The sequence below is a fragment of the Citrobacter sp. Cpo142 genome, from assembly GCF_030332425.1.
Classification (GTDB): Bacteria; Pseudomonadota; Gammaproteobacteria; order Enterobacterales; family Enterobacteriaceae; genus Citrobacter; species Citrobacter portucalensis.
Genome location: NZ_JAOWHW010000079.1, coordinates 32,539 through 56,298, shown reverse-complemented (window position 1 = coordinate 56,298; position 23,760 = coordinate 32,539). Strand labels below are relative to the sequence as shown.

The window sequence follows — 23,760 nt, the reverse complement described above, 5'->3', positions numbered from 1 at the left end:
TTTTTTTTGGCTTCGATATTACGAAAAATAGGTATTATTTGAAATGCAAAATACACAGGGTAATAATGAAGACGCGTTTGACCAAGTGTTCGTTTCCGAAACGAACGCCGCTGAGGTTGTCGCACCGGAACCTGTAGGTGGGAAAACCGGCAAGCCGGAGAAAGGAAAAACAACCGGAAAAACCAGTCTGGCCAGATACATTATTTATGCTGTATTGGGGCTGGTTGGCTTTTTCATCATCTTTATCATTTTTATTATCGCGCTACCGTCTGATGACTCAGCGAAAGCACCTGCTCTACCGGTTATTGAAGTGCCGGAGCAATCACAGGCAGCCGAACCAGCTACTGAACAGTCTGTAGATACTGCGCCCTCCGATGAGCCAACGCAGACCAGTATGGTTCTGGAAAATAATGATCTGAAAGTGCTACTCGATACAGCCCGTCAGGCTATTGAAATTCGCGACAATAAATATAAGGAGCTTTTGGAAAAGTACAAGATAGCTGTTAGCGAAAATACAGAACTCAAAGTTGAGATTCAGTTGCTTCGCGATGGTGGTGCAGCCAACCATCCGAGTAAATCAAAAGGTATGAAAGTGATGAGAGGTATCTCCATCATCACCATCCAGGAGGGATATGCCTTTGTACAGAAAACAAAAGGCAGCAGCGTTTATTCGGTTACTGTTGGCGAAAAAGTTAATGGTGCTCAGATTAAAGAAATTGATCCCATTAATCGCGAAATAATCACAACATCCGGAGTGATTCGCTGATGGAAGAACTCTCAGTCGCATTTGTTAATTTCATTAACGGTCTGGCTGCGCCATTCTGGACGATGCTCTGGGCAATATGCGCCCTGGTTGGTTTCCTGTGGTTATATTTTCTTGCTTTAAAAATGGTACGCAGTACCGCGCCGGGAGCCACTCCAATTTCGTTCGGGGAAGTCATCGGTGTAGTTATTCTGGCCACACTGATAACAAATTATGCTTCAACATTAAGTGCATTTAGTGAATCAGTTGGGATGGGCGATGTTTCTTTCGGTGTTATAGCCTACGTTGATCCGGGTGGGAACCTGGGGAAATTTTCGCAAGTAATAAATGCTGCATTAACATTCGCCGCAATGATGGGCGGTGTATTTGGTATTAAAGGGTTATTTTTACTCTGGAAGAAAGTAAAAGGGGAAAACAGCGGTGGAGATTTAGCATTGCAGGGTCTTATTCATATCGTGGCGGGTGGATTCCTCGTCCAGATCGCTAAGTTATTAAAGTCGTTAACAGAGAGTATTTAAGGAAAATCGAATGAAACTGAAAAATCACACTCAGATTAAAGAATTAACTAAATTCCTGATGGCTATCGTCATTGCCTACTTTTTTTTCGCTGCGCCTGCCAATGCTTTAACCTGGGGGGAAATGGCCCAAAAAGCTGCTGACCAGGCTAAAACAATTAAATTGGCTGGTACGATCATTGCTGGTGTTATTGCCTTCTTTTGTGTCGTTGGTGCTGCAATTGTTTTCAAGAAAAAAGCGAATGATGACCCCCATGTGAAGTTAAGTCATGCAGGATGGCTTGTAGCAGCAGCAGTTGTCTTTGCCGGGGCTGCATTCATCCTGGCTTCAACTGGTGAATCAGTTGGCGTTGAATTGACCACCTATTAACCGACAATCCATCAGGAATTAGTTCCTGATGGAGTCTCAAAGGATGGCGAAATGACGACAAAGTTAACTCCCGATGAATTATTCCTTGAGTTTGCGCTCACGGAGAGTCCTTTTGATAAATGGCGAATCTTGAGCCACATTACCGATGAGGCAACGTTCATATACTTACCTAACCATAAACAAAGCCATTTATGCAATTTACAGTTTGGCATTTATGAACTTCTCAAAAGTAACAATGAGAGTGATATTCAAAAGGGTAAAGCATTACTCCGCTGGCTTGCCTCCGGTCAAAAACATGTGAGTAATTACTTTGGCACAGCAGCCCCGGCTGCCTTTTATTTGGCATATTCAAAACTAACGCCAGCTCAGATTTCTGAAGCCACAGAAAAAAACAGAAATCTCTTTTTATTATTCAACCCTAAAAAGCTTTCATTTCGCGAGAAAAATAAACCACTCGTTGAAAAGCTGATGTTCTGGAGATCTTAACGTGAAAACAGAGTTTCTGGATGGTCTGACCCGCTTACTTGCGTTGGTATCAGCTAATACCATCAACAAACCACTTCCAGAATATTCATCATGGGATACGGTTGTGCCATTAACAAAGCGTGACGTGGATAACGACACCTCGCTGGAGTCGCCATATGTCATTACGACAGACCAGGGAGAGCTGATAACCGTTTTTGACCTTCAGGGTGTCTTCCAAATCGTTGGTCCGGATCACTATGCAAACATGCTCGACGAGTTGGGTAAATTACTCCGCCCGTTGTGTCAAAAATCTGGTCATGAATTCTGGTTCTCTTATGAAGAAGACCCTGATCGTGCCTACGACGAACTTGCGCGTATTGTGGCGCCACAAATTCTGGCATGTAAAAAAATGGGGCTCAATGTTGGCGACCTCATCCGTGAACGTATTTCGAAAAACGCCAGCAGATGTCACTTTGAGCAAAATCTGCTGGTACTGAAGACAGGTCTTCTGGCACTGACCAGGGAGACGATCAAAGACGAACAAAGTGAGAAGCTAAAGAAGACCAAGGGTCTTCAGCATCCAGTGTATGGCCAGAACATCAATACCATCTATGAATCTCTGCGTACACTGCATATCGCAACCACCGAACGCATCATCGATAATTTCCGGTTATGCGATATCAATGGCACCTCCGGCATTCTTGTACGACGACTTGAAGCACACGAAGCGTCACGCCGTATTCGAATAATGATCGAACGTGAGCGCACAGCTCAGAACTGGAAACCATTGCTGGTCACGGAAGGTATGAGTCCGCGGGGGCAGGTCAAACATGTGGATGACATCTTACCCCTAAAACTGAAATGGCAAATCTGCACATCTAATCCCAGTATCCCGGAAGGGACACAATATATCAGTACCGGTAAATTCTACCATGCACTGCTGTACATGGAGCTGGCCCCACACGACATTCAACAGTTCTCTGAACTGCTGGCCAGAATGGATCGATCTATGCCGTTCCGCTGTACATTCCAGCTATCACCGAAAGGTCTGGACAGCTGTAAGCTGCGCAGTATGACGGCAAGCCTGCTGGGTTTTTTTGGCGAGATTAAAAAAGTGAAAACGTCACTGGATTACCTGAAATCCCGTGATGAACACGACCCTGTAATGTGTATGCAGTTTACAGCGACAACGTGGGCAGACGATCTGGAAACGCTTAAACGACGAGTGACGACTCTCGATGCCTCACTCCAGTCCTGGGGGGTTCCATCAATGAGCGGCTCTTCAGGTGATACGTCAGCCTACTGGCTGGCGTCAGTGCCGGGTTTTGCCAAAGCTAACCCTGCTACAGTGATGACCCCCCCTCTGCGTGAAGCACTGGAAATGATGCCATTTACGCAGGCAGCATCTCCATTCAATGACGGCTGGCTCACAGTATGTACCCCTGACGGTAAAATCATTCCTTTGCATGCGTATTCACCGCTACAGGATACCTGGATTCGCCTTTTTTCTGGCACTCCCGGGTCTGGTAAGTCTCTTACGATGAACGTAATGAACTTTGCCTTTGCCGTTGCGCCTGGCTACACCAGAGTGCCACTGGGTTTGATCATCGATGTCGGCCGCAGCTCCTTTGGACTGATAAAACTTTTAAGCGACGAACTTCCGGAAGATCGCCGTCACGAGGTCGGGTGCTATGAACTGGAAAACTCTCGTGAGTATGGTACGAACATTTATGATACTCAGCTGGGGCTACGCTATCCACTTCCTCATGAGAGGACCTTCCAGCAAAACTTTATGAAATTACTGTGTTCCACCACAGTGATTACACAGACAGAGAAAGGACAAATTGTAACCCGCCAGTTGCCGGATGGACTCGAGGGTTTTCTTTCAAAATTAATCGATGAAGCCTATAAACTGACGTCAGAGCCAGAAACCGCACTGCCTTATGAAGCAGCCGTTTTACCAGAAGTGGACAAGCAACTTGCGATTGTTCGTGAGAAGGGTATCCACGATGATTCCTGGTGGGAGAGCGTTTCATGGTGGGAGGTTGTGGACTTACTTTTTGAACATGGTTTTCATCATGAAGCTGCACTGGCACAGCGTATGGCTGTACCTGACATTACTCTGCTCAACAGCGTCGCAGCTTCAAGCATCATGATGAACCTGTACCCTAATCTCAAAGTGCAGTCCACCGGTGAAACCATGCAGGAGTACGTTCAGCGATATCTGCGTGACGTATCAAATCTGTATCCAATGTTTGCCGGTCGTACACGATTCGAAATATCTGCCGAAACCCGCTTTATGAGTATCGATCTGGGCAAGGTACTCGCCGCAGAAAGCGACAAGGCAGGCCTCTTCTATATGCTGGCCCGCCATATCGGAACCCGTAGCTTCTTCCTGGAAGAAGAATCATTCATGCGGCAATGCCCGGATATATATAAAGAGCATCATCGTATCCGTATTCTGTCTAACCGGTCAGAAAAGCGCATTATCGCCGCAGATGAATCGCATAACTTTAAGGATGACCAGTTCACTTCTGAGCAATTCGTAAAGGATGCACTGCAGGGGCGTAAGCTTGGTCTTGTTGTCGTTCTGGCGTCACAGTTCCTTGAGCACCATCATCCCATTATCCGGGCAGCTGCCACTGACGTATTTGTCCTGCGTGGTGGTTCAAGCAGCGATGAAAAAATTCTGCGAGAGGAATTCAAAGTCACACCTGAAACGCTTGTCCGGTTACAACGAGAGTGCCGCGGCCCTGGTCCTAACGGAGCCAACTTCCTCGCATTTTTCAAAACCAGCCTTGGGAATGTCTGCCACATTCTGAATAACACCTCCAGCGCCACTGAATTATGGGGATTTAACACGTCGCAGGCAGACATGATTGTCCGGGACGAACTGTATAAGCGATTCGGGACAGCTGTTGTTCGGGAATATCTCGCCCGAAACTTCCCGTCAGGATCGTCCATCCGATATCAGGAAACCATTCGACAGAAAGGTCTGAACGCCGAAGGGCAGACCGTCGCCTCCTACCTTATAGAAGAAATTTCCGAGAAAATCAGGGAGAAAATAGAAAATGAAGCTGCGTAAACCAATTGTCGCCCTGCTTTTTTCACTAGGTATCTCTGGCACAGTATGGGCTGCTTATCCTGTGACAGATGTCACACTCATTACGGTAGTAAAAACCGGGTTTAATGCGATCGCTATGCAAATGAGCGCATTTCAGGGTGCCTTAACCACGGTATTGACACAGATTGGCTCTGCTATCAACCAGAACGGTAGCAAAGTGGCCACAACCATCGAAGCCGCGTCAAAATCCGACCGCGAATTCCAGACTGAGAAATCACGGCAGGAAAATCTCTCCGACGCCAAGGCCAAATTTCAGGTATCGGACAGTATCTGCAGCGAGTCTGCTTCCGGTGGAGCCAGTGCGGTATCGAGCGGAAGCTCTGCTGCAAAAGGCTCGATGCGTCCTGGTGGTGGAGGTGTTGCCAACAGTGCGGTCAGTAACGCTGTAAACAAGCCTGCGTTATCTCCGTCAGCCGACGCTGCCCGATCGGCAAAAGTGCACGTGCAATATTGTGACAGCATCGATTATGCAGCTTTTGGTGGTTCTCAGGCCTGCCCTGCAGTCAGTAAAAACATGCCCGGAGCGGATAAGCGTGTTGATTCTGTACTCACCGGCGCTGGCCCTGATGGTAAAGAACCAGACCTGACATTTACTCAGGAACAGACTGATGCAGCCAGGATGTACATCCAGAATTCCGTGTATCGCAGTGTCAGTAAAGATCTGTCAAAGGCAGAAGCAAACAGCGCTGCCGGCATTCAATACCTGGGTCTGAAAAATCAGATGTACGCCTCGCTAAGTGCAGCTGCAGATCCCCAGGAAAAGGTGTTAGCTGAACGCCAGCCTATCGATGAAACCAAAGCGTTAATAGCCGAAGCTCTGCAGTCTAAAAGCGCAAAATCCTACTTTGACGCGACCGCAAGCGACGTCGTGAAGCAGACGGGGAAAATGTCCAAAGCTGATTTCTTACAATTCGAAGTAGGGCGCCGTTATGCGAATACAGAATATCAGGCCGATCTGCAGGGCATGGATACGGACAACCTTGCCCGTGAGCAGATTCGGGTGGCATCGCTCACCAACTGGTTACTGCTGGATCTCCGCAATGAAATTCAGGCCGGAAACATCATTGCTGGCCAGCAACTGGCATCTCAGGTTCGTAATGAATATGAACCGTTACTGAACGGACAATACCAGGCCATTGGAGCCAGGACAGGGGGGGAATAAGCATGAACCTTAAACGCATTGGTAAAGTGGTAACAGCACCGCTATGGGTTCCTTTACTTCCTCTGACCCGGACAGTTCGTCGTCTGTATCATACTCATGACAACCAGCGTGAACTGATTTCTCAGCTTAAGGGTGAAATACGCGAGAAGCTGGAAGCTCGTAAACAACAGGCCACCCAGGCCGAAATGACGTTCGCTGAATCCGTGGAGCAGGCTGAAAAGCTTGCCGCACAGCGCGGTGAGTTATTCTCACTTCAGGAACTGCATGCAGAACTGTTACTTAGAAAAAGATTAATCCTGATGATTGTCTACACCGTACTGGCCACCGGCCTTCTTACGGTTGTTATGGCATCCATTCTGTATGGACTGCTTATGATTATTGCCGCGTTTACTATGTCACTTTATGCGGCACCATCACAATTCCGGATGTGGCAAATCGAAAACAAGCGTTTAAGTCGCGAGGAAAAAGGCAGTTTTAGTGATTTCAGACACGAGACTCGATGGTACCTGGACACGATAAATCCCGGGTTTAAACCAACAACCAATACGTCTTTGTTGACGCTATTACTGGTTGTCACGCTTGGAGCCCCAATTGTCACCTATGCAGAAAATCTCGATGACCTGACAACCGCCGCTGATAGGGGTACGGATATCAGCCGCCAGGCGATGGTGACGCTGTTTGGCCAGATTGTTAATAACCCCTTAAACGGTATCGTCGAGGATGGTGGCGATAGTCTGGTATCTCAAATTCTCAAAATTTTCAGTTCAACGCTTCTCATTGTCGGCACCGGCGTTGGCGGCTATCTCGTTTTGCAAAAAACGGCCAGAACAGCCCATGATGGCCAATACATGGACAGGGAGCAAGGTTCGTTCTGGGCACCGATACGTATTCTGGCCGCATTCTCGATGCTCACCCCGTTACCAAATGGATGGAGTCTTAGCGCGCTTCTCATGTTATATGCTGCAGCCAAAGTAGGGGTTGGTGGTGCAAATCTTGGTACTGACGCAACGGTCGACGCATTTATGGCTGGGCAGACATTTGTACTACAGCCGGTCGCCCCATCTACCGTTACGTTGGCCAGATCTTTGTTCGAAGCCAATATGTGTATGTTTGGGATCAATGCAAGCCTGGACTCACAGAACAACTCTGGCGGTATTGTTTTTTCATCGGACTACATTAACCAGTCGCCAATAGAAAATGGTTTTATTTTAAAATCAAAAAGCTTTACGTGTGGAGGAGCCACTATTGCGATAGAAGAAAATAACTCCATTCTTTCAAAACTTGGTCTATCTGCTGATATTGATGTTACCGCGATCAGAAACGCCCACACTGAAGGGTTGAACGAAATGCAGCGTTCTTTGCGTGATGGTGCACAGCAGTTCGTTCAAGGTGTCATTTCTAGACAACAAGACGAAAACAGTAACCTGGTCAATGCTGAATCAGTGATTCAGACTGCAAGTCAAATTTATGAAAATAAAGTAACGGCAGCAATCCGGTCCAGCAACATGAATGGACAACTACAAAATTTAACCAGTCAAATCGGAGATAAAATTAAATCTGAAGGTTGGTTTGCGCTTGGTAGTTGGTATCAAACACTGGCGCAAGCAAATAATAAAGTAGGGAATAGTGCATCTGCTAAAGGTAGTGCATTTGGGGCATCGGTTAGTCAATCGCCTGTCACAGATGATTATTTAAAACTGGCAATGAGTGCATATATGGCTCAAAAATCAGTTACAGACAATACTAACGCCGGAATACTTACAGCAAAATCCTCATATGAATCAAATGAAATAAAAGATGCCGGAAGCTTCTTTGGCTATATTTTTGGGGTAATGGGGCAAGATATGGCCAATACATTCACTTCTTATGCTGAAAATGATTCGGGAATGGTAAACCCTATTATTTCGATGAAAAACCTTGGAGATCGCCTCATAGCAGGTGCTGAAACAGCATTCGTAACATATGGAGCCGCTAAGGCAATTTCATCAGGTGCAAATAATACTATCTTTGGTTGGGTGGCAAATAAGTTCACTGGTGCAACAGCCGCTTTAAAAGCTATCGTAGATTTTGTAGGTCCATATGTAGCCTTCATGCTAATTATGCTCATTGGTGCTGGCATAACTCTATCTATCTATATACCTCTAATGCCATTCATTATTTGGACTGCTGCTTGTATCAATTATTTAATTATTGTCGGTGAAGGAATCTTTGCATCTGCTCTTTGGGCCTTTTCTCACCTCTTAGGAAGCGGTGAAGGTATGGGACAGAAAACCGCCCATGGCTACATATTCCTTCTAAATTTGATGTTCCGGCCAATACTTATGGTCGGCGGTTTTCTTTTAGGTGGCGGAATCGTTGTAATTGGAGGTACTCTTATTAACAAAATGCTGCCCGCTGCGATTGGTAATGCACAGTTTGATTCTTTCACTGGAATCGCAACAATTATAGGCTTCATTTTAATTTATTGTTCTTTGCAGCTGACAGTAGTGGGAAGTAGCTTTGGATTAATAAATATTGTTCCCGATCAAGTTATAAACTGGGTTGGTGGTCATGCTTCATCTACACTTGGTAGAGAAGCAAGTGATAAAGCTAATCATGCAACTAATGTACTTGCTAACAAAACAGAAAATACTCTTAACTCTAAAAAAACACCTTTAGGAAAAGGTAATCAAACCCCTCCGTCAAATTCAATTAAATGACTTTTATTTTAAAGCGGCTATTGCCGCTTTATTATTTAAATGTTATATTGAATACAAATATGAGGTGCTCACATGAAAAAAGAAACGATTCGCTCATTACTAATTCTTGTTATGTCTTTTCTTTTACCTTTAACATTCGGCATCGTTATCGGTGGTTTCTTTGTCCTCGATAAACACCCTTCAGTTATCGCTTTTGGGGTTGTACTGGTGGGACTATGCGTATTCCTAAGAAATGTTACTCGGCGTTTCAGCATTCAACAGCATTAATTTGACAAAAGGGCTATTTTTCCTTTAGCCTCACACGCGCACTTTAAAGTGCACCGGAATTAGCAGTCCGGCGACCACGACGACAGTCTTCCAGTTTATGGCGGGCTGGGTTTGGGCAACCTTCGGGTTGGCCGGTCGTGGCCGGTACTGCTAACTCGAGCTCAGTTCGCCACCCAAACCTCGGATTAGCAGCCAGGTTAGGTGGTTTTATCCAATGAGACCACGACTATGATGGATGTTTCTTGCAGGCATGATAATGCCGTCACCCTTCCTAACACCGCCTCACTCTCCGCTGGCAACAACATTTCAGCATTTGCGCTGGATTTTTGTAAAATTTCAACTGGTGCTGAGTCTTTCGTACAATGCAGAAATCATTGCGAAATTTCAGTAGGCTCTTCAAGTAAAATAGATGCGGGGAATTTCTCAAAAGTTATTGCCGGTATCGATTCAAGCATCATAGTAGGACCATGCTCCACAGTCACTGCCGGTGAAAACTCAGAGATACGATTCACATGGTGGCTGGGTAACGAACTGGAAACAACAATCGCCCGTATAGGCCAAAATGGCCTCCTCCCAAACACACCATACCAGCTGATCGAAGGACGAATCACAGCTGTAAGCTAATTTTAAGTTGATGGCCTTGCATCAGCGAGGCCATAGAAGGAGGCTCACTGATCTCACAGATACAGCTCAGATACCAAACCGACGGGCCTGACAGATTCAACATTTACATCGACACATCCCCCGCGCTGCCAGACCACTGGGGGTTATTCATCGGTGGGTAAATATTGTTGGGACCCTACTGCATGCACACGTACTCACACCAACCCGGATACATCTTTTACTTCTCAGCATCAGGCTTCAATACAAGAGTCACGAAGCCATGACTAACTGGCAACTGGCCAACTGTTAATCTGCATTGCTCCAGCAATGGATAGATACCGTCAGAATCTCCCGTCAAACGGATCTCAAGTGGTTTAGACAGCGCTGTATAACTGGACAGAATCACCTGAATGTCCAGGCTCGCGGGGAATTAAACGAGGAGTATTAAAAAGCCGCTTTCGCGGCTCAGTCTTGGGGGATCTGGTGCATCCAGGCTGGGTTATAGGGCAGGATGGTTTCAGTTTCCATATCGTTAATTTCACGCTGCCAGAGTTCATTACGTTCACGGCGCAGCTCGATGCGCTCAGATTCACCGTTGCTGCATCCGTCAACAGCAGTGAGCTCGCCAAACTCATAGAGTCCACGGTCAATTAGCGCCAGCGTCTGCGCGGGTGGAACAAACCGAACGGCGGTTTGAGTCTCATCCAGCCCCATCACTCCCAGCGAACTTTCAGGCCAGAATCCGGCATGTTGTTCATCGGTGTATGCTAACCCGTCCTGGCTCCACCACTGCTGTTTTCCAGTACTGAAAATCTTGAAATATTCCATCATTTGCACCGCTTAATTAATGAACACAGGAAAATGATACCAGGCCAGATCCAGTACTGCCAGCAGAACTGGACAGAAAGTACGCATCACGAATACCGCTGTAACATTGTGGACAGAATAACTATTATGTTCAAGTGATGAAGTTTATTATAAATGGGCTTCACAGTGTCACTTCCCCGTAAAAAATCTGGTGGTGATATAATCTAACTCATCAACCACAAGAGTACGCGATTATGACACTGGCTCAACTGAACGATATTTATTCCCGGTCTGGTCCTACCGCTGATGAACAGCGCGTGATTGTCGAATATCTTAACCTGCATCGCTTTGAATTTGGTGTAAAAGAGTTACCAGAAATTAAACCTCCTGCTCTTTGCTGCTGGATCTCCAGAAGAACAAAACTGCCATCTCACGAACATGCAGCCCAGAATAGCTGGAATTATTATAAACAGCAGATTAAGCACTGGATTAATCTGATTGAGTCGTATGAGGCATCGCTTAGCTGGTCTGAAAAGGCAAAGCGATTTGTGGGAAAGCATAAATGGTTGTATTCCATGTCAGCAATGATTATCGGGAGTATCGGAGCTATATGGAATGGGTACAATATGGTTGCTCAATGGTTCTAGCCGCCATACTAAATTCTCTGGGCAGAATCACCTGCTCATCCAGGCAACAGGAAAAGCGAATGATTTGTGCGCACATTCTAAATATTTAGAAAATTACATGGTAATGCAGTGTGTTTTCTAATATTTTAGAATCTCAAAAACAAGGAGGCGTACAGATGCCAACCAAACATATTGATAACGACACTTGGGCAGCGATTGAAAAGAAAATGGTCGCCGCCGTAACTCTTTTACAACACCCCGTCAAAGAGTCTGAACTCCTGCGCCTACTAATCCGCAAAGGGCTGGAGACCGTCACCAAAAGTGATCTCGAAAGGCTCGTAGAGAACGTCCAGGGTGGTGTGATCATCTTCGATAGCAGGGGAGTTACAACCCATCTTCGCGAGCCGGACGTGAAAGAATGTATCGCTCGATTTGCTATGGATACATGCCGGGGAATGGTGGTGTATGGTACACATTCCAGTGCGTGGAACCGCTTTGTGGACGACATTATAGAAGGAATGCGCGAGCGAACGACACAGGGCGTGGTGCAAACCGTCAGCCTTGATGGTATCAGCGCCACCTTTACCCTCAGTGCCGGCGTGAAAACTATCCATACTATCTGGGATAACGACCCCGAAAACGCCTATAAAAAGGTGATCTCCTCGTTGATGCCGCAAAATATTTCTGTGGAAACTCCGCAGGCCATCACCGGAGCGGATTTGATGAATGGAAAAACAGACGATCCTGTGCAGGTGCTGAAAGGCGCGATGCGTGGGAAAGCAGAAAAGAGAGTCGCGACAAAATGAAGCTCAACGTGGCTGGATAGTTGCGGCGTGGTTTGATAAATATTCTAATTGGTCAAACAGCCGCGAAAGCGGCTTTTTTGTGGGCGCGGGCCAGAAGCACATTTACGTCCAGGCTGGCACGAGCGTCAGCTGCATTATAACAGCCCCTTCACCTCATCTTCGTGGGCTATTCTGAGACCATTATTATGGAGCGTGACGGTTACTGGAGTACCTTTGACGTTCCAGCGAACTCCCCTATGCCACATGGGTTTCCAGATATGACCGGTTACTACTACATCCGGAGTGCTGGCCACAGCCTCAAACAATGAGGGGACATTATCTACATCATCAGGGATGAAATTGTGCGACTGCGGAAAATGCTTGTTCATAGTCCGGATGATAGCAGTAAGTGCGTCCGTTGTTCGGGTGCGGTGTGACCATTTACGGCGGCCATTAGTCTCACTGATGGTAACAGTAATCATCAATACCTCTCAGAACAATCAATATCACCATTATTCGGGCGATTTAAATAATGTGATACGCTCACTATCAGTCATTTGAGTAAATTACGGCGGCGTAGTTCTGCACTGATAGCTTCGAGTTGACGGGTATTAACCCTGAGCCATTCTTTTCTGGTCATCCCCCCGCGAGTAAATACATGTTCACGCCATTCCGTGGATTCCCATTTAGCGACACGCTGTACATTCTCAATACCGAAATAGGACAGGGGGAAAATGCGGAAATAGCGAACCCATACCACATAAGCAGCAGGTATGGCGGCGATGATAAGAATGATTAAGATTTCCATACAGCAAATATAACAGGTCAGATCATGCGCAGCCAGCAGAACTGGACAGAAGCACCAGAACGTCCAATGTGGTGCGGGGAATTAAACGAGGGGCATAAAAAAGGCAGCTCAAGCAGCCTTAGTGCAGGATGTTAATCCTCAATCTTTACTGACCCACAATGCAAGTATTGCCGCAGCCATCGCAGTTAGCATCATAGCGAAGCCAGAACCAAGTGCATTCATCATCAAACCCCGTTCGGAAAGACCGCAGGTTTGAGGGGATTCACTGGCAACCTTACAAATAGTTTCGGGATCAAGTCCCCAATAAATAAAGGCAAGTAAGGCGACCACAGAAATAATTGCCTTATGGGTTTTGGCTTTCTTTAACATGTAATTGCCTCCAATAGATAGTTCCAGTTTACCAAGCCATACACCAACCAGCCAGCAGAACTGGACAGAAACACCAGAACGTCCAATGTGGTGCGGGGAATTAAACGAGGGGTATAAAAAAGGCCGCTGGCGCGACCTGTTTTGTTACTCTGGCAGTTTAGGCCACTTACCGCCGCGTTCCATGATCGCCCTGATAGACGCTTCTGGTGCATCATGACTGTATTCACCCCAGTACCGCTTTTTAATCGAGCCGTCCAGAACCTGAAGAAAGGCGTACAGCTTGCCCTGGCTATCAGCAAGAATGCACTTGCAGGCTTTATTCCCACTGTCGTAAATGAGTCCATTAACTTCAACTTTGATTTGCATGGCATTTATCCTTAGCTGTTTATATCAGTCTACCGCGCCGTTGCAAAAAATCATCACTGTATGGAAACTCATGTCGCATTTTAACGCATATGAATCTGGACAAAAAACGCTGTATGTCTAACTGCCGGAGGAATTAATACCAGGCAGTTGAGATCTGCCCGGAGAGATGCCGCCAGTGTCCCGGACACGTCGCCCGGAACGCCGTTAATCTTGTTCAAAATATCTGGAGCGGTCGCAGTCATTCAGGAAGTTGGCCAACGCGCTCGATGCGCAACCGGCGTGAATATGAATTGTTGTTTTACATACACTTAGGTTGTTTGCGGTGCGATAAATATCGATGAGTATTTTTGATTGAGTCAGTAACGGCGGTGCGCTACGTGAAATCTGCGATTTGGCGGGAGGATTAACCGGGGAAAATTTACGGAGCAGTACCACAAAAAAAAGCAAAGCGTAACGCAACTTTGCTTTACACCTCCGGCAAGTGGCGCTATTATAATCTGTAACGCAAGTCTGCTTTACGATCATCGGGAGCCGGATATGAAATTCAGACGACAGGAACGTTATTCTTATCACTGGACGCCAGCCAAGGAAGCCGCTTATTTACGCAAACCGCAGCGCGTACAGAATAAACTGGCTGCCCGGTATCCTCTTATTGCCGACCAGCTTACAACGCCACAGAGTACGCTGGAAGCAGAGAAACAACGCCGGGAAGAAATGAGCCATAAATCAGAAATGAATATGCGAAACTTCCGCGCTAATCAGTGGCGGCAAGCCCGGAAACTTTATTTTTCATGCGACACAAATACCCGCGAGATTATTAAAAAGGCATGGCAGGACGGCGTATACCCGGCTGATCCAACCTACCTGATTTATGTGATAGAGAAGCATAACGGCGACTATCAGCGCCGTTGTGATTTCTACGCCGAACAGCACAGAATACTCCGCGAGGAAACCGCCCGGATATATAACGTCCGTGAAAACCAGATTGATTTATTCCAGTAATGGAGCGAAACACCATGAATAAAGAGCGGCGTAATAGCCTGGCAAATATGAAAGGGGGTAAATAATGGCTACAGTAAACGTGAACGTGCGTATTGATGCAGAACTCAAGCAAAGCGCCGATGAAGCGATGCAGATCGCCGGAGTCTCACCGACACAGGCCGTTACCCTGCTGTATCAGTACATCGCTGAGAACAAGCGTCTGCCCTTTGTGGTTACGACCAGCGTAAAAACGCCGGACGATCTCACCAGTGAAGCGACAGAGCTATTAGCTACCGCGCTAGCGGTGGCGCTCAACATGGAAGCCGGACTTAAAGACGAAGGACAGATGCCCGGTAAAACCATGCTGGAGTATTACAAGCGCCTTGATTTTCTGTTTACCAGCGCCAAAGAAAAGACGGTACAGCCACAGGAACGGCGTGAACTGACACTCGCGATGAACAATTTAAATAAACTGTTAACCGTCATTGTCGATTTTACGGATTTTGGCTACGGCTACGATCTTGTCAGATTACTCCCATCAGAAAAGAACAACTTCAATATTGCGATTTTTGCGTTTGAGCGCAGCATGTTTGAACTGATTAACAAAGGGGAAGAAGAATGAGCCTCGTGAGAAATAAATTTGTGGCGGCATTCAACGTAGCAATCAGTGTCATTTCCACGGCATTAATTATTGGCATCCTTTCTTCCGATAGATCGGGAAATTCGGATTTAGCGAAAACATTAATCAGTCTGTTAATTACCGATTTCATTACCATTCTGACGGCAACCTATATGATACTTTCAATTCTAACAACAAACGGGAAGGATGAATAACATGATAAATAAACTCGCATGTGGATTAGTCATGACAGCCGTATTATTCACCCCGGCAGTTTGCCTTGCTGATACGTTCAAGGCTACATTTACGCTATTTGAAGCTGGAAGCATTATATCAACCAAAGAAAAGGTAAAAGACCTCCAAGCACATAACCAAATCATTAAAACAGAAAGCGCAACATTTAACACGAATCAGAAAGTAAAATTTGAAGCCGACAAGGAATATTCGGTTGAAATACGGGTTTTGAAAATGAACGCTGATGGTTCTAAATTCGTTAACGTTGAACTGGTACGGACAGTACCTGTAGATATAAAATCTAAAGAGGATGATTCCGTTGAACTTCATCTTCCGAATGGAAGGTTTGTAAACAGTGAACGTTTAGTTATAGAGAATAATCAGGCTATTTCTGTTAATTTAAATAAACATCCTGCATTAATAGAGATAACAAAACAGGCTGATGTGATAGAAACCAAATAAGAGGATTAAAGGGATGAATCCACAACGCTATCCCTCCAGTATCATCAAAGTCGGCGCAGTCCTTTATAAAGCTTTTGGCTGGGTAGATGATGAAGGAAAGTGTCATGTTGATGAATGGCATGTACGCTCAATACAAAACCGGACGGTATCAAAATATTTTGGCACTAAAAAGGTTGTGATCAGCCTGGTACAAAAGCTGGATGATATTACCTGGCAAAAAGGGAAATGGCTTACAAACTTTCCGGTGCATTACCGCCAGAAATTTTACGAAAACGAACCATTACCCAATGGCTTTTATACCACACAAAATATGGCACTACGCTACGCGCTGGAATCCACCTATATGGGTATTAAGTGGTATGAAGAAGAGAAAGCAGCGGGGTTATGGAGCGCAGAGCATGAAGAAGAATATAATGGAGAGCTAAAGCTTGTAAAAATCATTAAATCCAGAATTACGCGACTGAAAAACATCAAATCAGGAGGCAAGGTATGAAGATTAACACAGATGATAACCTTGAGAACTGCCCGGACTGCGGCGAAGATATGCCTGGCGGGAACGTTCGGTGTACACGCTGTCAGCGCCAGCACGACATTGAAAATATGACCGAGGACGATTACCGCGCACATGAAGCCCTATTCCCGTCAGCCAGCATTGCGCCACAACTGCCCCTCATTACGTATACCGTAGGCGTGAAATCAGTATCAGATATGCTGACTCAACAGGAACAACAGCGGTATAAAAATGCCATACTCGAGGCTATAAAGGCTGCATATCCTGCCTATGACGTTGTGGTAACACTGGACAGCACCATAGGCGGCGCAGACTGTCAGGTGAGTAATGATCCGTATGGTGAAACGGATATAGCGGAACATACGCATTCTATCGCCCACAGTGTCTGGATAGGGGCAGCGTGGTTGGATAAATAAGGGAACAACCCGAACAGCCGCGAAAGCGGCTTTTTTGTGGCCTCTGGAGAGACTGACCGTAAACCCGGCTTTGCAGTGTGGGGGATTTTACGGCTAAAGCCGTAATGTTGTCTGAGTCCTCGCTGACGCTGCGGGGCTTCCGGCGTAGAACGCCTCCCATGCGCTCTGCGCATCTAACTGATGGACAGAAAGCGTTGTATGTCTAACTGCCGGAGGAATTAATACTAGGCAGTTGAGATCTGCCCGGAGAGATGCCGCCAGTGTCCCGGATACGTCGCCCGGAACACCGTTAATCTTGTTCAAAATATCTGGAGCGGTCGCAGTCGGTCAGGAAGTTGGCCAACGCGCTCGATGCGCGACCGGCGTGAATATGAATTGTTGTTTTACAGATACTTAGGTTGTTTGCGGTGCGAAAAATATCGGTGAGTATTTTTGATGTATTCAGTAACGGCGGTGCGCTACGATACTTATTATTTCTAATTTCTTAGATTTATATTGCTCGCACACAAAAATTCTAATAAATTAGATTTAGTGATACTAAGGGGGAAAAGACAATGCCAACTAAACACATCGACGCGGCACAATGGGAACAGATTGAGCAAATCACCTTAGAACTTACCAGGCAGAGGAACCAGATAGTTAAAGAATCTGAAGTCCTGAAGATTATCATTGATAGCGGCCTCAGTAAGACAACTAAAGAAGAAATCACTGCGCAGCTTGAATATAAACCAAGCTGTAAGGTAATTATGATTCACAAAGTAAATGGCATAAATATTGTTGAGAGTTTTAATAAACCAACAGTTATGGAACTGATTAACCCGACATACCGAACGCCAGGTAACCCATGCATGATATTTGTTTATGGAAAAACAGATTCAGGCAGAAGTACATTTATTAAAAAATTAAAAGAACAATGGGATATCATTACTTATGATAACATGATCGACCCTGAGCGGGACGTAATAAACCATGCCAAAGGGAATTATGATAACGGTAATTCTGTAGCAGTTGTAATTTATGCGGCGAATCAGGTTGAAGCAATGAGGAAAATATTTCCGGAAGAAGAACGAGTATGGAACACAGTTTGAGTCCTTCGCTTACGCTGCGGGGCTTCCGGCGCAGAACGCCTTCCATGCGTTCTGCGCACCGAACTGATGGACAGAAAGCGCTGTATGTCTAACTGCCTGGGGAATTAAAACCAGGCAGTTGAGATCTGCCCGGAGAGATGCCGCCAGTATCCCGGACACGTCGCCCGGAACTCGGGGAATCTAGTTCAAAATATCTGGAACGGTCGCAGCTGAGTATTGAGTTGGCCAACGCGCTCGATGCACAACCGGTGTGAGCGGGAATTTTTGTTTTACAGTCACTTGGGTAGTTTGCGGTACAAAAAATATCGGTGAGTATTATTGATGGAGTCAGTAACGTCGGTGCGCTACGTGAAATCTGAGATTTGGCTGGAAGGTTTTTACCGGGGTAAATTTACGGGAGAACGGGCAGAAGAAAGGCCGCAAAGCGGCCTCATTATGGACAATCACCATATAAATCAGGGAGCAGAGGTAATGACAAGAAGTTGTCCACCGTCCAGCTTAAACACCGTTAACGCAAGACCGCCTTTGGGGATCTGAAAAGGTTGGCTGGATTCAGCATGATTACCGTCAAACAACACCTGGTAAGACTGCTTGATTGTTACACCACCTTCATTTACTGAAAGCGGTGTGTTTTTAACGACTATAGCATCAGTCTCTTTAAATTTTAGTGGAGTCATATACTTTTTTAAGGCTGCAAATACATCCTCATATGAAAGTACCTTGCCGCTGGCTGCGGGTTTAAAAATGATAACGCTACCCTGATAAGCATTTAAATTAAGGGTTTCTGCTACAACATTAGAATGAAAACCGAACTTATCCAGAAGCTTGACTGAATTTACTAGCGACTTTGTATCTGTATAGCCAAACACTCCATAATGCGCACCACCATATGCACCTTCATTTGCCGCAATATCCGTTGCTGGCGATGTATCAGCCACGGCATTCAAACTACCCAGAGTGGTACTCAGAAGCATAATCAATAAAGATGATTTTAAGATGTTCATGCTTGACCTCTTTTATATTTAAAAACGGAAAAATAATAGAACAATGTATTATCGGCATCATCGCCATATACTTTATATCTTTAAAACAGTTTGGATATAGAGCATTATGTTAGATATGGAATATCCCACGCATCGTGGACCATTCTAACTACGAATCGAGCTGATCAACTGCATTTCTCCAGTCTTTAAAACCGTGAAATGACGCTACAAGCTCTTGTGATCGAGTGGTTTTTATAACAATTCCCTTTGTAGATAAGGTGTTTTTCATGCGTTTTGCATGCATCTTTAATTGTCGAACATTCAGAGGTTCATTAACAATGAAGCCATCGAGAGCTAAAAGAATTTCAACGCCTTGATCCTGTAAATCAAATCGGCTTATACGTTCAATCAAAAGTTCTTTAGACATTTAGTTACCTTTAAGAATTGCGCGCAGCATCAGCCAAGAACCCACTACGCGAACAGTTAATACCGGCACTAACCGCTGAATCAAGTAGGGTAGTCCTACCGCAATCAATGCCCGAACCTTCGCTTGAGTAGTAGACCTATCAAAATAATTACCCCCCCGAACATCATAAAATGATTAGGATTAATGGGAGTGAATTGATCAATTAAAAAATACATTATTACAATATTCAAAAGAGAACGATACATTACACTTCCTTATCATTTATCTTTAATTCATTTGATAAAACCTGCCTTCCCAGAATAGGTACAACCATTTCCACTTCTGGCCTGGAATATTTACCACGCTTTTTATAGCGAAGGTCCCTGTCAGCTATTATAAATAATGTCCGGTCTCGGGGTGACCTTCTCATTAATGGCTTACGTCGATAACGTTCCGGCCACGGAAGAGAAGAGGAGGAAAGATAACGTCCCTCACGGAAATTTTTTTCCCTTTGGTAAGCAAGCATCAACTTGAAAAATGTAGTCATGTGAAAGTCCGTTTTCCCTTGATCTGTTCTACAGATGCTGGAGATGTTGGCGAACTAAATCCAGAATATGTTCACATTGTTTTTCTAACCTAGGATTTTTATCGTGATACATAGCATATTCCTGAACAGCCTCAAAAATACGGCCAACGATCAAGCTATCCGTCTGGTCAAGTGAGGAGAGGTCATAGACTTTCAGTCCTAGACTGTCGAGGATCTTTGCTACTGGGCTTGTAGTATAAAGTTGCGCTAATCCAGAACATCCAGCCCCTTCTAGCTGCCTGGCAAACTCTTCCGGTGTTAGATTCTCGTTAACCATTTGTAGATTATCCTCTTACTTCAGTATAACTCATCAACGATCACAGTTGGCCTCCCTGGCTTTTTTCCAATGAAAAAACGTCCACGAGGCATACGCTCTCCTCTTTTGAGATGATAAACCCAGTCCCTAAAAGCATGATTAGGTTTACGAAATCTGATAGCTGATAAATTCTGTGTTACCACCATTACCTGACTACCGCTTCTCATTTCTCGAAAGAGATGTTCCATTTCCTGTTTGTACATAGCCTGCCCCGATATTCGTATAATAGGTATTATATGTAAATCCAACTACTAAAGCGATGCCTATTTTTCGTCCATATTCACAATTTCATCAACTGCTCCTGAAAACTAACCGGGTGCATCCGTATAGCTTTTTTTTTCGTATACGAAAAATTTTCGCGCAATGATTGCAGCCCAAATCCATCCGGCAGCCTGCATTCTGTCAACATTCTCAGGGAGTAAATGAAAGTAGTCATCAAGGTTATCCGAGTCCTTTTCTCTGACTAACAAATATGCCGTACCGGCCCATTCCGAGTATGTTGAGGGTATCCAACCGTCTTTCAACAACAAGCAGAGGGCAGCAGCAGCAGCCCAGTATGGCGTAGACCTTGATTTCCCCCATGCAGCAAGCATTGATCCAGATAGTTTTTTAGGTTCTTTCACATAACCAGAATCGAGAGCTTCAGCACTTAAGCGTAGTGCAGCTTTTGACTGAGGGAGGCCAGAACGAAACAACCATGTTTTTACGACCTGATATCGAAAAGATGTCGCCAATTCGTCAAAAGATATCTGACTCAAAATGTCACCTCTCAAACGGCAATACTCACAGCACATCTGTGATTTTTATATTCTGGTTATTATACATATCAGAACGTTATCACTGCACATAAAAAAACAGACAATACAGCCGACAAGCAATCTTATCTACGAACTTTTAACTTACTAATATATAAAAAGGCGATGATTAATCGCCTCTGAAATAGAAACCTAGAAGAATTCCGGCACCCACTCAATATCAGAAATTAACATTTCAGCTCTTTTCGCTGCATCAGATTTCTTTAATGCTAAAAATTCTTCTTTATTGACTTCAATCCCAGCCTGAGTCAATTGATCATACATACTTTCTTTATCCAGTCGCTTCCAGAAATTGCTAGATGTAGGTTTCCAGTATTTGGTGGCTTTAAAATTCAAAGTTTGCTCAAGACTTGCAAGATTACTTACTTTACCTGGTGTATATTGAGAAACCAGACCATCAAGGCTGGTCGAAACACAATAAGCCTGAATATCCAGAAGGTCCTCTAACGATAATGTAGTAAGTAGAGTAAAATCGTCTTCCCATCCCTGAGGTAACAGAGACTCAAGTCGCAATCTTGTTTCTGATAAAACCTGTGCAGCCTTACCATCTTCGCTATCTGGTGCATTTCGAATCATCTCACTGGTACGGTTTTGCAACTGACAGCTCACAGGACTGGCATAATATGTACCAGCAAAAACAGTAATGGCCAATCTGTGAACCATAAGAGCTAAAGCAACAAGCCGATGACTGGTGAGTTCTGCTGAAACTGCAAGCGTTCTTTCAGAAGATAGCGATCTTGCTAGTGCAGCAGAAACCTGAGTCACTGGTGTTACGGTTCCATCAGTTGCAACATTGACGGATTTGTTTTCCTTTTTTGCTTTATCAGAGAGTTTCATTACCCCTCGCAGATAAACAACATTCCCCCTGTAATCAAGGTGGGCAATTACACCACGTTCAGAACGATACTCATCGGTATAGGAGGCCAGAGTGTAAATATCATCGCGTTTTTCTAGCAAGTCGGACAGACTTGATTCCAGCTTTCTGATTTTGCTGTGATCGCGTTGTTCTGCCTGTCGATAAGACTCAAGCAAAGATTCCGCATTATCAATTTTAATCGTTAGTTTATTGACTGCATTTTCTTGTGACTCGCTAAGTTTTATAAGATCACGATTCACTCTGGATGGAAAGTCAAAGCGTTTTTTATCATCTCCATACTGTTCTAATCTTAACTGACCTATAGACCAGCTCCAGCCTTCTTTTTCAGCTATCTCAAGAGCCAGTTTCTCAAGTTTCTCAATCGCAAGAGAATCCATTAACAATGGGTCTTTAATATACCCACCATCTTTCTCGTCTATGCTGAAAAGGTCATGGCGAATTTCACCACCTGCTTTTTCATATGCTTCCTTACCAATAAAACGAAAGGTGTCACTTTTCTTTACTTCTTTCTCGTCTTCCAGAATAGAACGTCTTAAACTGGCAGGGTCTTTGTTCCAGCTATTGTTCCACGCGAGCACTTGTTTTTCATGATTATCGCAAATAGCCAAAGCCTGAAGCTGTTCAACAGAAATTTTATCCTCTGCGAGAAATTCAATGAGTTTAGGTGCCATTGATGACAATCTCAGCATCTGATTAACATAACGAGATGAATACCCAAACTTAAAAGCTATATCACCTACAGAATGGCCTCGCTCTACAAATAAAGTGAATGCCCCGATAAGGTCTGATGGGTGCATATCTTCACGATCATTATTTTCCGTAACAGACGCAAAGAGGGCATCCGTGTCATTCAGAATGATCGCTTTAACCATGTAATCAGGCGTTATAAGCCCTGACTCCAGAAGAACTTCTAAAGCAGAGCGGCGACGATACCCAACAGCAACACCGTAGTAGGTTTCCTCATCCACAACAGTTTCGACATGCAAAATTAGGTTCATCAAAAGCCCCTGAGAAGCTATAGTCGCAGCCAGACTCTTGATTCCTTTTATGAACTCAGGCGAATCGGTATTATGCTTACGGACATTAAGACGAGATTTTTCCGCAATAATGAATTTCAATGGGATATAACATACTTCTGGAATATCTTTGACGGAAACATCAACTGCTGAAACGTTAGTAGCACTCATAATATATCTCCTTTGAGATTGGGCAATTGCCGACAGGTTTATTTAACGTTATAAATCACTTCGAAATCTTTAAAAGTATCACCAATTAATTTAACATCGATACGAACAACATTACTTGCAATATTGTTGATAACAAGAATATTTTCGATAAATTCAAAATAATCAGTTTCAGATACTGGAATCCATAAATCGCTATTCGATCCAGAAAGAACTGTATCAGTGAAGTGAATACAATTAATATCTTTAATGCGAGACATTAAAACAATTACAGATCTACGGTTAGAAATTAACATCATGTGCTCCTTTGAGCATGGTCGAATACCAAACAAAGTATTAATTTTCCATATATGTATTATGCCACCAACCCTATTATAAGGCAATATAATTATTGACTATTTTGATTTTTTCTTTATAGAAGTCGGCTCTCCGATATAGCAGATAATAACAGATTTAAAACCGACGGGCCTTACTATTCTGAATATTGTAATACCCCCCCCCGCGCTGCCAGACCGCCCTTCAAACATGCGTCAAATTCTTACTGAACAAGCAA

29 protein-coding genes are annotated in these 23,760 nt (G+C 44.6%); 17 read left to right on the top strand and 12 right to left on the bottom strand.

Annotated features, from left to right (window positions below; translation table 11 throughout):
• Nucleotides 1-43 precede the first annotated feature (43 nt).
• From OGY18_RS04020 to OGY18_RS03980, 9 genes are all read left to right on the top strand, one after another.
• Entirely contained in the window at nucleotides 44-766 is a 723-nt protein-coding gene (locus tag OGY18_RS04020; protein ID WP_286551912.1) for a hypothetical protein, read from the top strand.
• Nucleotides 766-1,281, top strand: a complete 516-nt coding sequence (gene traQ / locus OGY18_RS04015; RefSeq protein ID WP_286551909.1) for a conjugal transfer protein TraQ — start codon at nucleotides 766-768, stop codon at nucleotides 1,279-1,281. The genes OGY18_RS04020 and traQ overlap by 1 nt, the downstream gene beginning before the upstream one ends.
• Before the next feature lie 10 nt (nucleotides 1,282-1,291).
• Nucleotides 1,292-1,648 (top strand): hypothetical protein, encoded by a 357-nt coding sequence (locus OGY18_RS04010; RefSeq protein ID WP_286551907.1) that lies wholly within the window; start codon nucleotides 1,292-1,294, stop codon nucleotides 1,646-1,648.
• Between the two features lie 51 nt (nucleotides 1,649-1,699).
• Nucleotides 1,700-2,134 (top strand): hypothetical protein, encoded by a 435-nt coding sequence (locus OGY18_RS04005; protein ID WP_286551904.1) that lies wholly within the window; start codon nucleotides 1,700-1,702, stop codon nucleotides 2,132-2,134.
• Between the two features lies 1 nt (nucleotide 2,135).
• Nucleotides 2,136-5,198, top strand: coding sequence for a putative type IV secretion/conjugal transfer ATPase (locus OGY18_RS04000; RefSeq protein ID WP_286551902.1), 3,063 nt, complete (start codon nucleotides 2,136-2,138; stop codon nucleotides 5,196-5,198).
• On the top strand, nucleotides 5,185-6,399 hold the full coding sequence (traW, locus tag OGY18_RS03995; RefSeq protein WP_286551900.1) for a conjugal transfer protein TraW: 1,215 nt from the start codon (nucleotides 5,185-5,187) through the stop codon (nucleotides 6,397-6,399). The genes OGY18_RS04000 and traW overlap by 14 nt, the downstream gene beginning before the upstream one ends.
• Nucleotides 6,400-6,401: 2 nt before the next feature.
• The gene (locus tag OGY18_RS03990) at nucleotides 6,402-9,098 is read left to right on the top strand and encodes a DotA/TraY family protein (protein WP_286551898.1); all 2,697 of its coding nucleotides are present in this window, start codon (nucleotides 6,402-6,404) and stop codon (nucleotides 9,096-9,098) included.
• Nucleotides 9,099-9,170: 72 nt separating this feature from the next.
• Nucleotides 9,171-9,365, top strand: coding sequence for a hypothetical protein (locus OGY18_RS03985; RefSeq protein WP_147291222.1), 195 nt, complete (start codon nucleotides 9,171-9,173; stop codon nucleotides 9,363-9,365).
• Between the two features lie 228 nt (nucleotides 9,366-9,593).
• Complete coding sequence (locus tag OGY18_RS03980; protein ID WP_147291221.1) at nucleotides 9,594-9,989, top strand: hypothetical protein; 396 nt, start codon at nucleotides 9,594-9,596, stop codon at nucleotides 9,987-9,989.
• 444 nt (nucleotides 9,990-10,433) lie between these two features.
• Here the strand turns inward: OGY18_RS03980 and OGY18_RS03975 are convergent, their stop codons facing one another.
• Nucleotides 10,434-10,799 carry a hypothetical protein gene (locus OGY18_RS03975; RefSeq protein ID WP_204528235.1) on the bottom strand — a complete coding sequence of 122 codons (366 nt, stop codon included), beginning with the start codon at nucleotides 10,797-10,799 and terminating at the stop codon, nucleotides 10,434-10,436.
• Between the two features lie 230 nt (nucleotides 10,800-11,029).
• Here OGY18_RS03975 and OGY18_RS03970 point away from each other — a divergent pair, with 230 nt between their 5' ends.
• Both OGY18_RS03970 and OGY18_RS03965 read left to right on the top strand, forming a co-directional pair.
• The gene (locus OGY18_RS03970) at nucleotides 11,030-11,422 is read left to right on the top strand and encodes a hypothetical protein (RefSeq protein WP_286551895.1); all 393 of its coding nucleotides are present in this window, start codon (nucleotides 11,030-11,032) and stop codon (nucleotides 11,420-11,422) included.
• A gap of 155 nt (nucleotides 11,423-11,577) precedes the next feature.
• Nucleotides 11,578-12,207: a hypothetical protein gene (locus OGY18_RS03965; protein ID WP_286551893.1), complete on the top strand. Its 630-nt coding sequence runs from the start codon at nucleotides 11,578-11,580 to the stop codon at nucleotides 12,205-12,207.
• Nucleotides 12,208-12,341: 134 nt separating this feature from the next.
• On the opposite strand, the gene OGY18_RS03960 is transcribed toward OGY18_RS03965, so the two are convergent.
• The 4 genes from OGY18_RS03960 to OGY18_RS03945 form a co-directional block, all read right to left on the bottom strand.
• Complete coding sequence (locus tag OGY18_RS03960) at nucleotides 12,342-12,668, bottom strand: hypothetical protein (RefSeq protein ID WP_286551891.1); 327 nt, start codon at nucleotides 12,666-12,668, stop codon at nucleotides 12,342-12,344.
• Nucleotides 12,669-12,739: 71 nt separating this feature from the next.
• Nucleotides 12,740-12,994: a hypothetical protein gene (locus OGY18_RS03955; protein ID WP_286551888.1), complete on the bottom strand. Its 255-nt coding sequence runs from the start codon at nucleotides 12,992-12,994 to the stop codon at nucleotides 12,740-12,742.
• A 138-nt stretch (nucleotides 12,995-13,132) separates the two neighbouring features.
• Nucleotides 13,133-13,363, bottom strand: a complete 231-nt coding sequence (locus tag OGY18_RS03950) for a hypothetical protein (protein WP_204528241.1) — start codon at nucleotides 13,361-13,363, stop codon at nucleotides 13,133-13,135.
• Nucleotides 13,364-13,507: 144 nt separating this feature from the next.
• Nucleotides 13,508-13,729 carry a hypothetical protein gene (locus OGY18_RS03945; RefSeq protein ID WP_286551885.1) on the bottom strand — a complete coding sequence of 74 codons (222 nt, stop codon included), beginning with the start codon at nucleotides 13,727-13,729 and terminating at the stop codon, nucleotides 13,508-13,510.
• A 537-nt stretch (nucleotides 13,730-14,266) separates the two neighbouring features.
• Here OGY18_RS03945 and OGY18_RS03940 point away from each other — a divergent pair.
• The 6 genes from OGY18_RS03940 to OGY18_RS03915 all read left to right on the top strand — a co-directional run bounded on the left by OGY18_RS03940 (nucleotide 14,267) and on the right by OGY18_RS03915 (nucleotide 18,040).
• Complete coding sequence (locus OGY18_RS03940) at nucleotides 14,267-14,731, top strand: hypothetical protein (protein WP_286551884.1); 465 nt, start codon at nucleotides 14,267-14,269, stop codon at nucleotides 14,729-14,731.
• Nucleotides 14,732-14,795: 64 nt separating this feature from the next.
• On the top strand, nucleotides 14,796-15,332 hold the full coding sequence (locus OGY18_RS03935) for a type II toxin-antitoxin system RelB/DinJ family antitoxin (protein ID WP_286551882.1): 537 nt from the start codon (nucleotides 14,796-14,798) through the stop codon (nucleotides 15,330-15,332).
• Nucleotides 15,333-15,545: 213 nt separating this feature from the next.
• Entirely contained in the window at nucleotides 15,546-16,025 is a 480-nt protein-coding gene (locus OGY18_RS03930) for a hypothetical protein (protein WP_286551881.1), read from the top strand.
• Between the two features lie 13 nt (nucleotides 16,026-16,038).
• Nucleotides 16,039-16,518, top strand: coding sequence for a hypothetical protein (locus tag OGY18_RS03925; protein WP_286551879.1), 480 nt, complete (start codon nucleotides 16,039-16,041; stop codon nucleotides 16,516-16,518).
• Nucleotides 16,515-16,952, top strand: a complete 438-nt coding sequence (locus OGY18_RS03920; RefSeq protein WP_286551877.1) for a hypothetical protein — start codon at nucleotides 16,515-16,517, stop codon at nucleotides 16,950-16,952. Before OGY18_RS03925 ends, OGY18_RS03920 begins: the two co-directional genes overlap by 4 nt.
• 554 nt (nucleotides 16,953-17,506) lie before the next feature.
• A complete protein-coding gene (locus OGY18_RS03915; protein WP_286551875.1) occupies nucleotides 17,507-18,040 on the top strand; it encodes a hypothetical protein in 534 nt (177 codons plus the stop codon).
• Between the two features lie 455 nt (nucleotides 18,041-18,495).
• On the opposite strand, the gene OGY18_RS03910 is transcribed toward OGY18_RS03915, so the two are convergent.
• The 7 genes from OGY18_RS03910 to OGY18_RS03880 form a co-directional block, all read right to left on the bottom strand.
• A complete protein-coding gene (locus tag OGY18_RS03910) occupies nucleotides 18,496-19,044 on the bottom strand; it encodes a hypothetical protein (protein ID WP_286551872.1) in 549 nt (182 codons plus the stop codon).
• A 148-nt stretch (nucleotides 19,045-19,192) separates the two neighbouring features.
• A complete protein-coding gene (locus tag OGY18_RS03905) occupies nucleotides 19,193-19,450 on the bottom strand; it encodes a glyoxalase superfamily protein (RefSeq protein ID WP_286551870.1) in 258 nt (85 codons plus the stop codon).
• 244 nt (nucleotides 19,451-19,694) lie between these two features.
• A complete protein-coding gene (locus OGY18_RS03900; protein ID WP_286551868.1) occupies nucleotides 19,695-19,976 on the bottom strand; it encodes a DUF7301 family protein in 282 nt (93 codons plus the stop codon).
• 28 nt (nucleotides 19,977-20,004) lie between these two features.
• Entirely contained in the window at nucleotides 20,005-20,292 is a 288-nt protein-coding gene (locus OGY18_RS03895) for a hypothetical protein (protein ID WP_286551865.1), read from the bottom strand.
• 347 nt (nucleotides 20,293-20,639) lie between these two features.
• The gene (locus OGY18_RS03890; RefSeq protein WP_286551863.1) at nucleotides 20,640-21,089 is read right to left on the bottom strand and encodes a hypothetical protein; all 450 of its coding nucleotides are present in this window, start codon (nucleotides 21,087-21,089) and stop codon (nucleotides 20,640-20,642) included.
• 189 nt (nucleotides 21,090-21,278) lie between these two features.
• On the bottom strand, nucleotides 21,279-23,210 hold the full coding sequence (locus OGY18_RS03885; RefSeq protein ID WP_286551861.1) for a ParB/RepB/Spo0J family partition protein: 1,932 nt from the start codon (nucleotides 23,208-23,210) through the stop codon (nucleotides 21,279-21,281).
• A 38-nt stretch (nucleotides 23,211-23,248) separates the two neighbouring features.
• Nucleotides 23,249-23,506, bottom strand: a complete 258-nt coding sequence (locus tag OGY18_RS03880; RefSeq protein ID WP_286551859.1) for a hypothetical protein — start codon at nucleotides 23,504-23,506, stop codon at nucleotides 23,249-23,251.
• Between the last annotated feature and the right edge of the window lie 254 nt (nucleotides 23,507-23,760).

Bases quoted from the DNA above. Each gene is read 5' to 3' on its own strand.
- OGY18_RS03950 (WP_204528241.1), bottom strand. From the start codon at position 13,363: ATGTTAAAGAAAGCCAAAACCCATAAGGCAATTATTTCTGTGGTCGCC.
- OGY18_RS03990 (WP_286551898.1), top strand. From the start codon at position 6,402: ATGAACCTTAAACGCATTGGTAAAGTGGTAACAGCACCGCTATGGGTT.
- OGY18_RS03955 (WP_286551888.1), bottom strand. From the start codon at position 12,994: ATGGAAATCTTAATCATTCTTATCATCGCCGCCATACCTGCTGCTTAT.
- OGY18_RS03975 (WP_204528235.1), bottom strand. From the start codon at position 10,799: ATGATGGAATATTTCAAGATTTTCAGTACTGGAAAACAGCAGTGGTGG.
- OGY18_RS03930 (WP_286551881.1), top strand. From the start codon at position 15,546: ATGATAAATAAACTCGCATGTGGATTAGTCATGACAGCCGTATTATTC.
- OGY18_RS03915 (WP_286551875.1), top strand. From the start codon at position 17,507: ATGCCAACTAAACACATCGACGCGGCACAATGGGAACAGATTGAGCAA.
- OGY18_RS03965 (WP_286551893.1), top strand. From the start codon at position 11,578: ATGCCAACCAAACATATTGATAACGACACTTGGGCAGCGATTGAAAAG.
- OGY18_RS03945 (WP_286551885.1), bottom strand. From the start codon at position 13,729: ATGCAAATCAAAGTTGAAGTTAATGGACTCATTTACGACAGTGGGAAT.
- OGY18_RS03960 (WP_286551891.1), bottom strand. From the start codon at position 12,668: ATGATTACTGTTACCATCAGTGAGACTAATGGCCGCCGTAAATGGTCA.
- OGY18_RS03935 (WP_286551882.1), top strand. From the start codon at position 14,796: ATGGCTACAGTAAACGTGAACGTGCGTATTGATGCAGAACTCAAGCAA.
- OGY18_RS03980 (WP_147291221.1), top strand. From the start codon at position 9,594: ATGATGGATGTTTCTTGCAGGCATGATAATGCCGTCACCCTTCCTAAC.
- OGY18_RS03985 (WP_147291222.1), top strand. From the start codon at position 9,171: ATGAAAAAAGAAACGATTCGCTCATTACTAATTCTTGTTATGTCTTTT.
- OGY18_RS03970 (WP_286551895.1), top strand. From the start codon at position 11,030: ATGACACTGGCTCAACTGAACGATATTTATTCCCGGTCTGGTCCTACC.
- traQ (WP_286551909.1), top strand. From the start codon at position 766: ATGGAAGAACTCTCAGTCGCATTTGTTAATTTCATTAACGGTCTGGCT.
- OGY18_RS03925 (WP_286551879.1), top strand. From the start codon at position 16,039: ATGAATCCACAACGCTATCCCTCCAGTATCATCAAAGTCGGCGCAGTC.
- traW (WP_286551900.1), top strand. From the start codon at position 5,185: ATGAAGCTGCGTAAACCAATTGTCGCCCTGCTTTTTTCACTAGGTATC.
- OGY18_RS03940 (WP_286551884.1), top strand. From the start codon at position 14,267: ATGAAATTCAGACGACAGGAACGTTATTCTTATCACTGGACGCCAGCC.
- OGY18_RS04005 (WP_286551904.1), top strand. From the start codon at position 1,700: ATGACGACAAAGTTAACTCCCGATGAATTATTCCTTGAGTTTGCGCTC.
- OGY18_RS03910 (WP_286551872.1), bottom strand. From the start codon at position 19,044: ATGAACATCTTAAAATCATCTTTATTGATTATGCTTCTGAGTACCACT.
- OGY18_RS03905 (WP_286551870.1), bottom strand. From the start codon at position 19,450: ATGTCTAAAGAACTTTTGATTGAACGTATAAGCCGATTTGATTTACAG.
- OGY18_RS03895 (WP_286551865.1), bottom strand. From the start codon at position 20,292: ATGGTTAACGAGAATCTAACACCGGAAGAGTTTGCCAGGCAGCTAGAA.
- OGY18_RS03920 (WP_286551877.1), top strand. From the start codon at position 16,515: ATGAAGATTAACACAGATGATAACCTTGAGAACTGCCCGGACTGCGGC.
- OGY18_RS04020 (WP_286551912.1), top strand. From the start codon at position 44: ATGCAAAATACACAGGGTAATAATGAAGACGCGTTTGACCAAGTGTTC.
- OGY18_RS03900 (WP_286551868.1), bottom strand. From the start codon at position 19,976: ATGACTACATTTTTCAAGTTGATGCTTGCTTACCAAAGGGAAAAAAAT.
- OGY18_RS04010 (WP_286551907.1), top strand. From the start codon at position 1,292: ATGAAACTGAAAAATCACACTCAGATTAAAGAATTAACTAAATTCCTG.
- OGY18_RS03885 (WP_286551861.1), bottom strand. From the start codon at position 23,210: ATGAGTGCTACTAACGTTTCAGCAGTTGATGTTTCCGTCAAAGATATT.
- OGY18_RS03880 (WP_286551859.1), bottom strand. From the start codon at position 23,506: ATGATGTTAATTTCTAACCGTAGATCTGTAATTGTTTTAATGTCTCGC.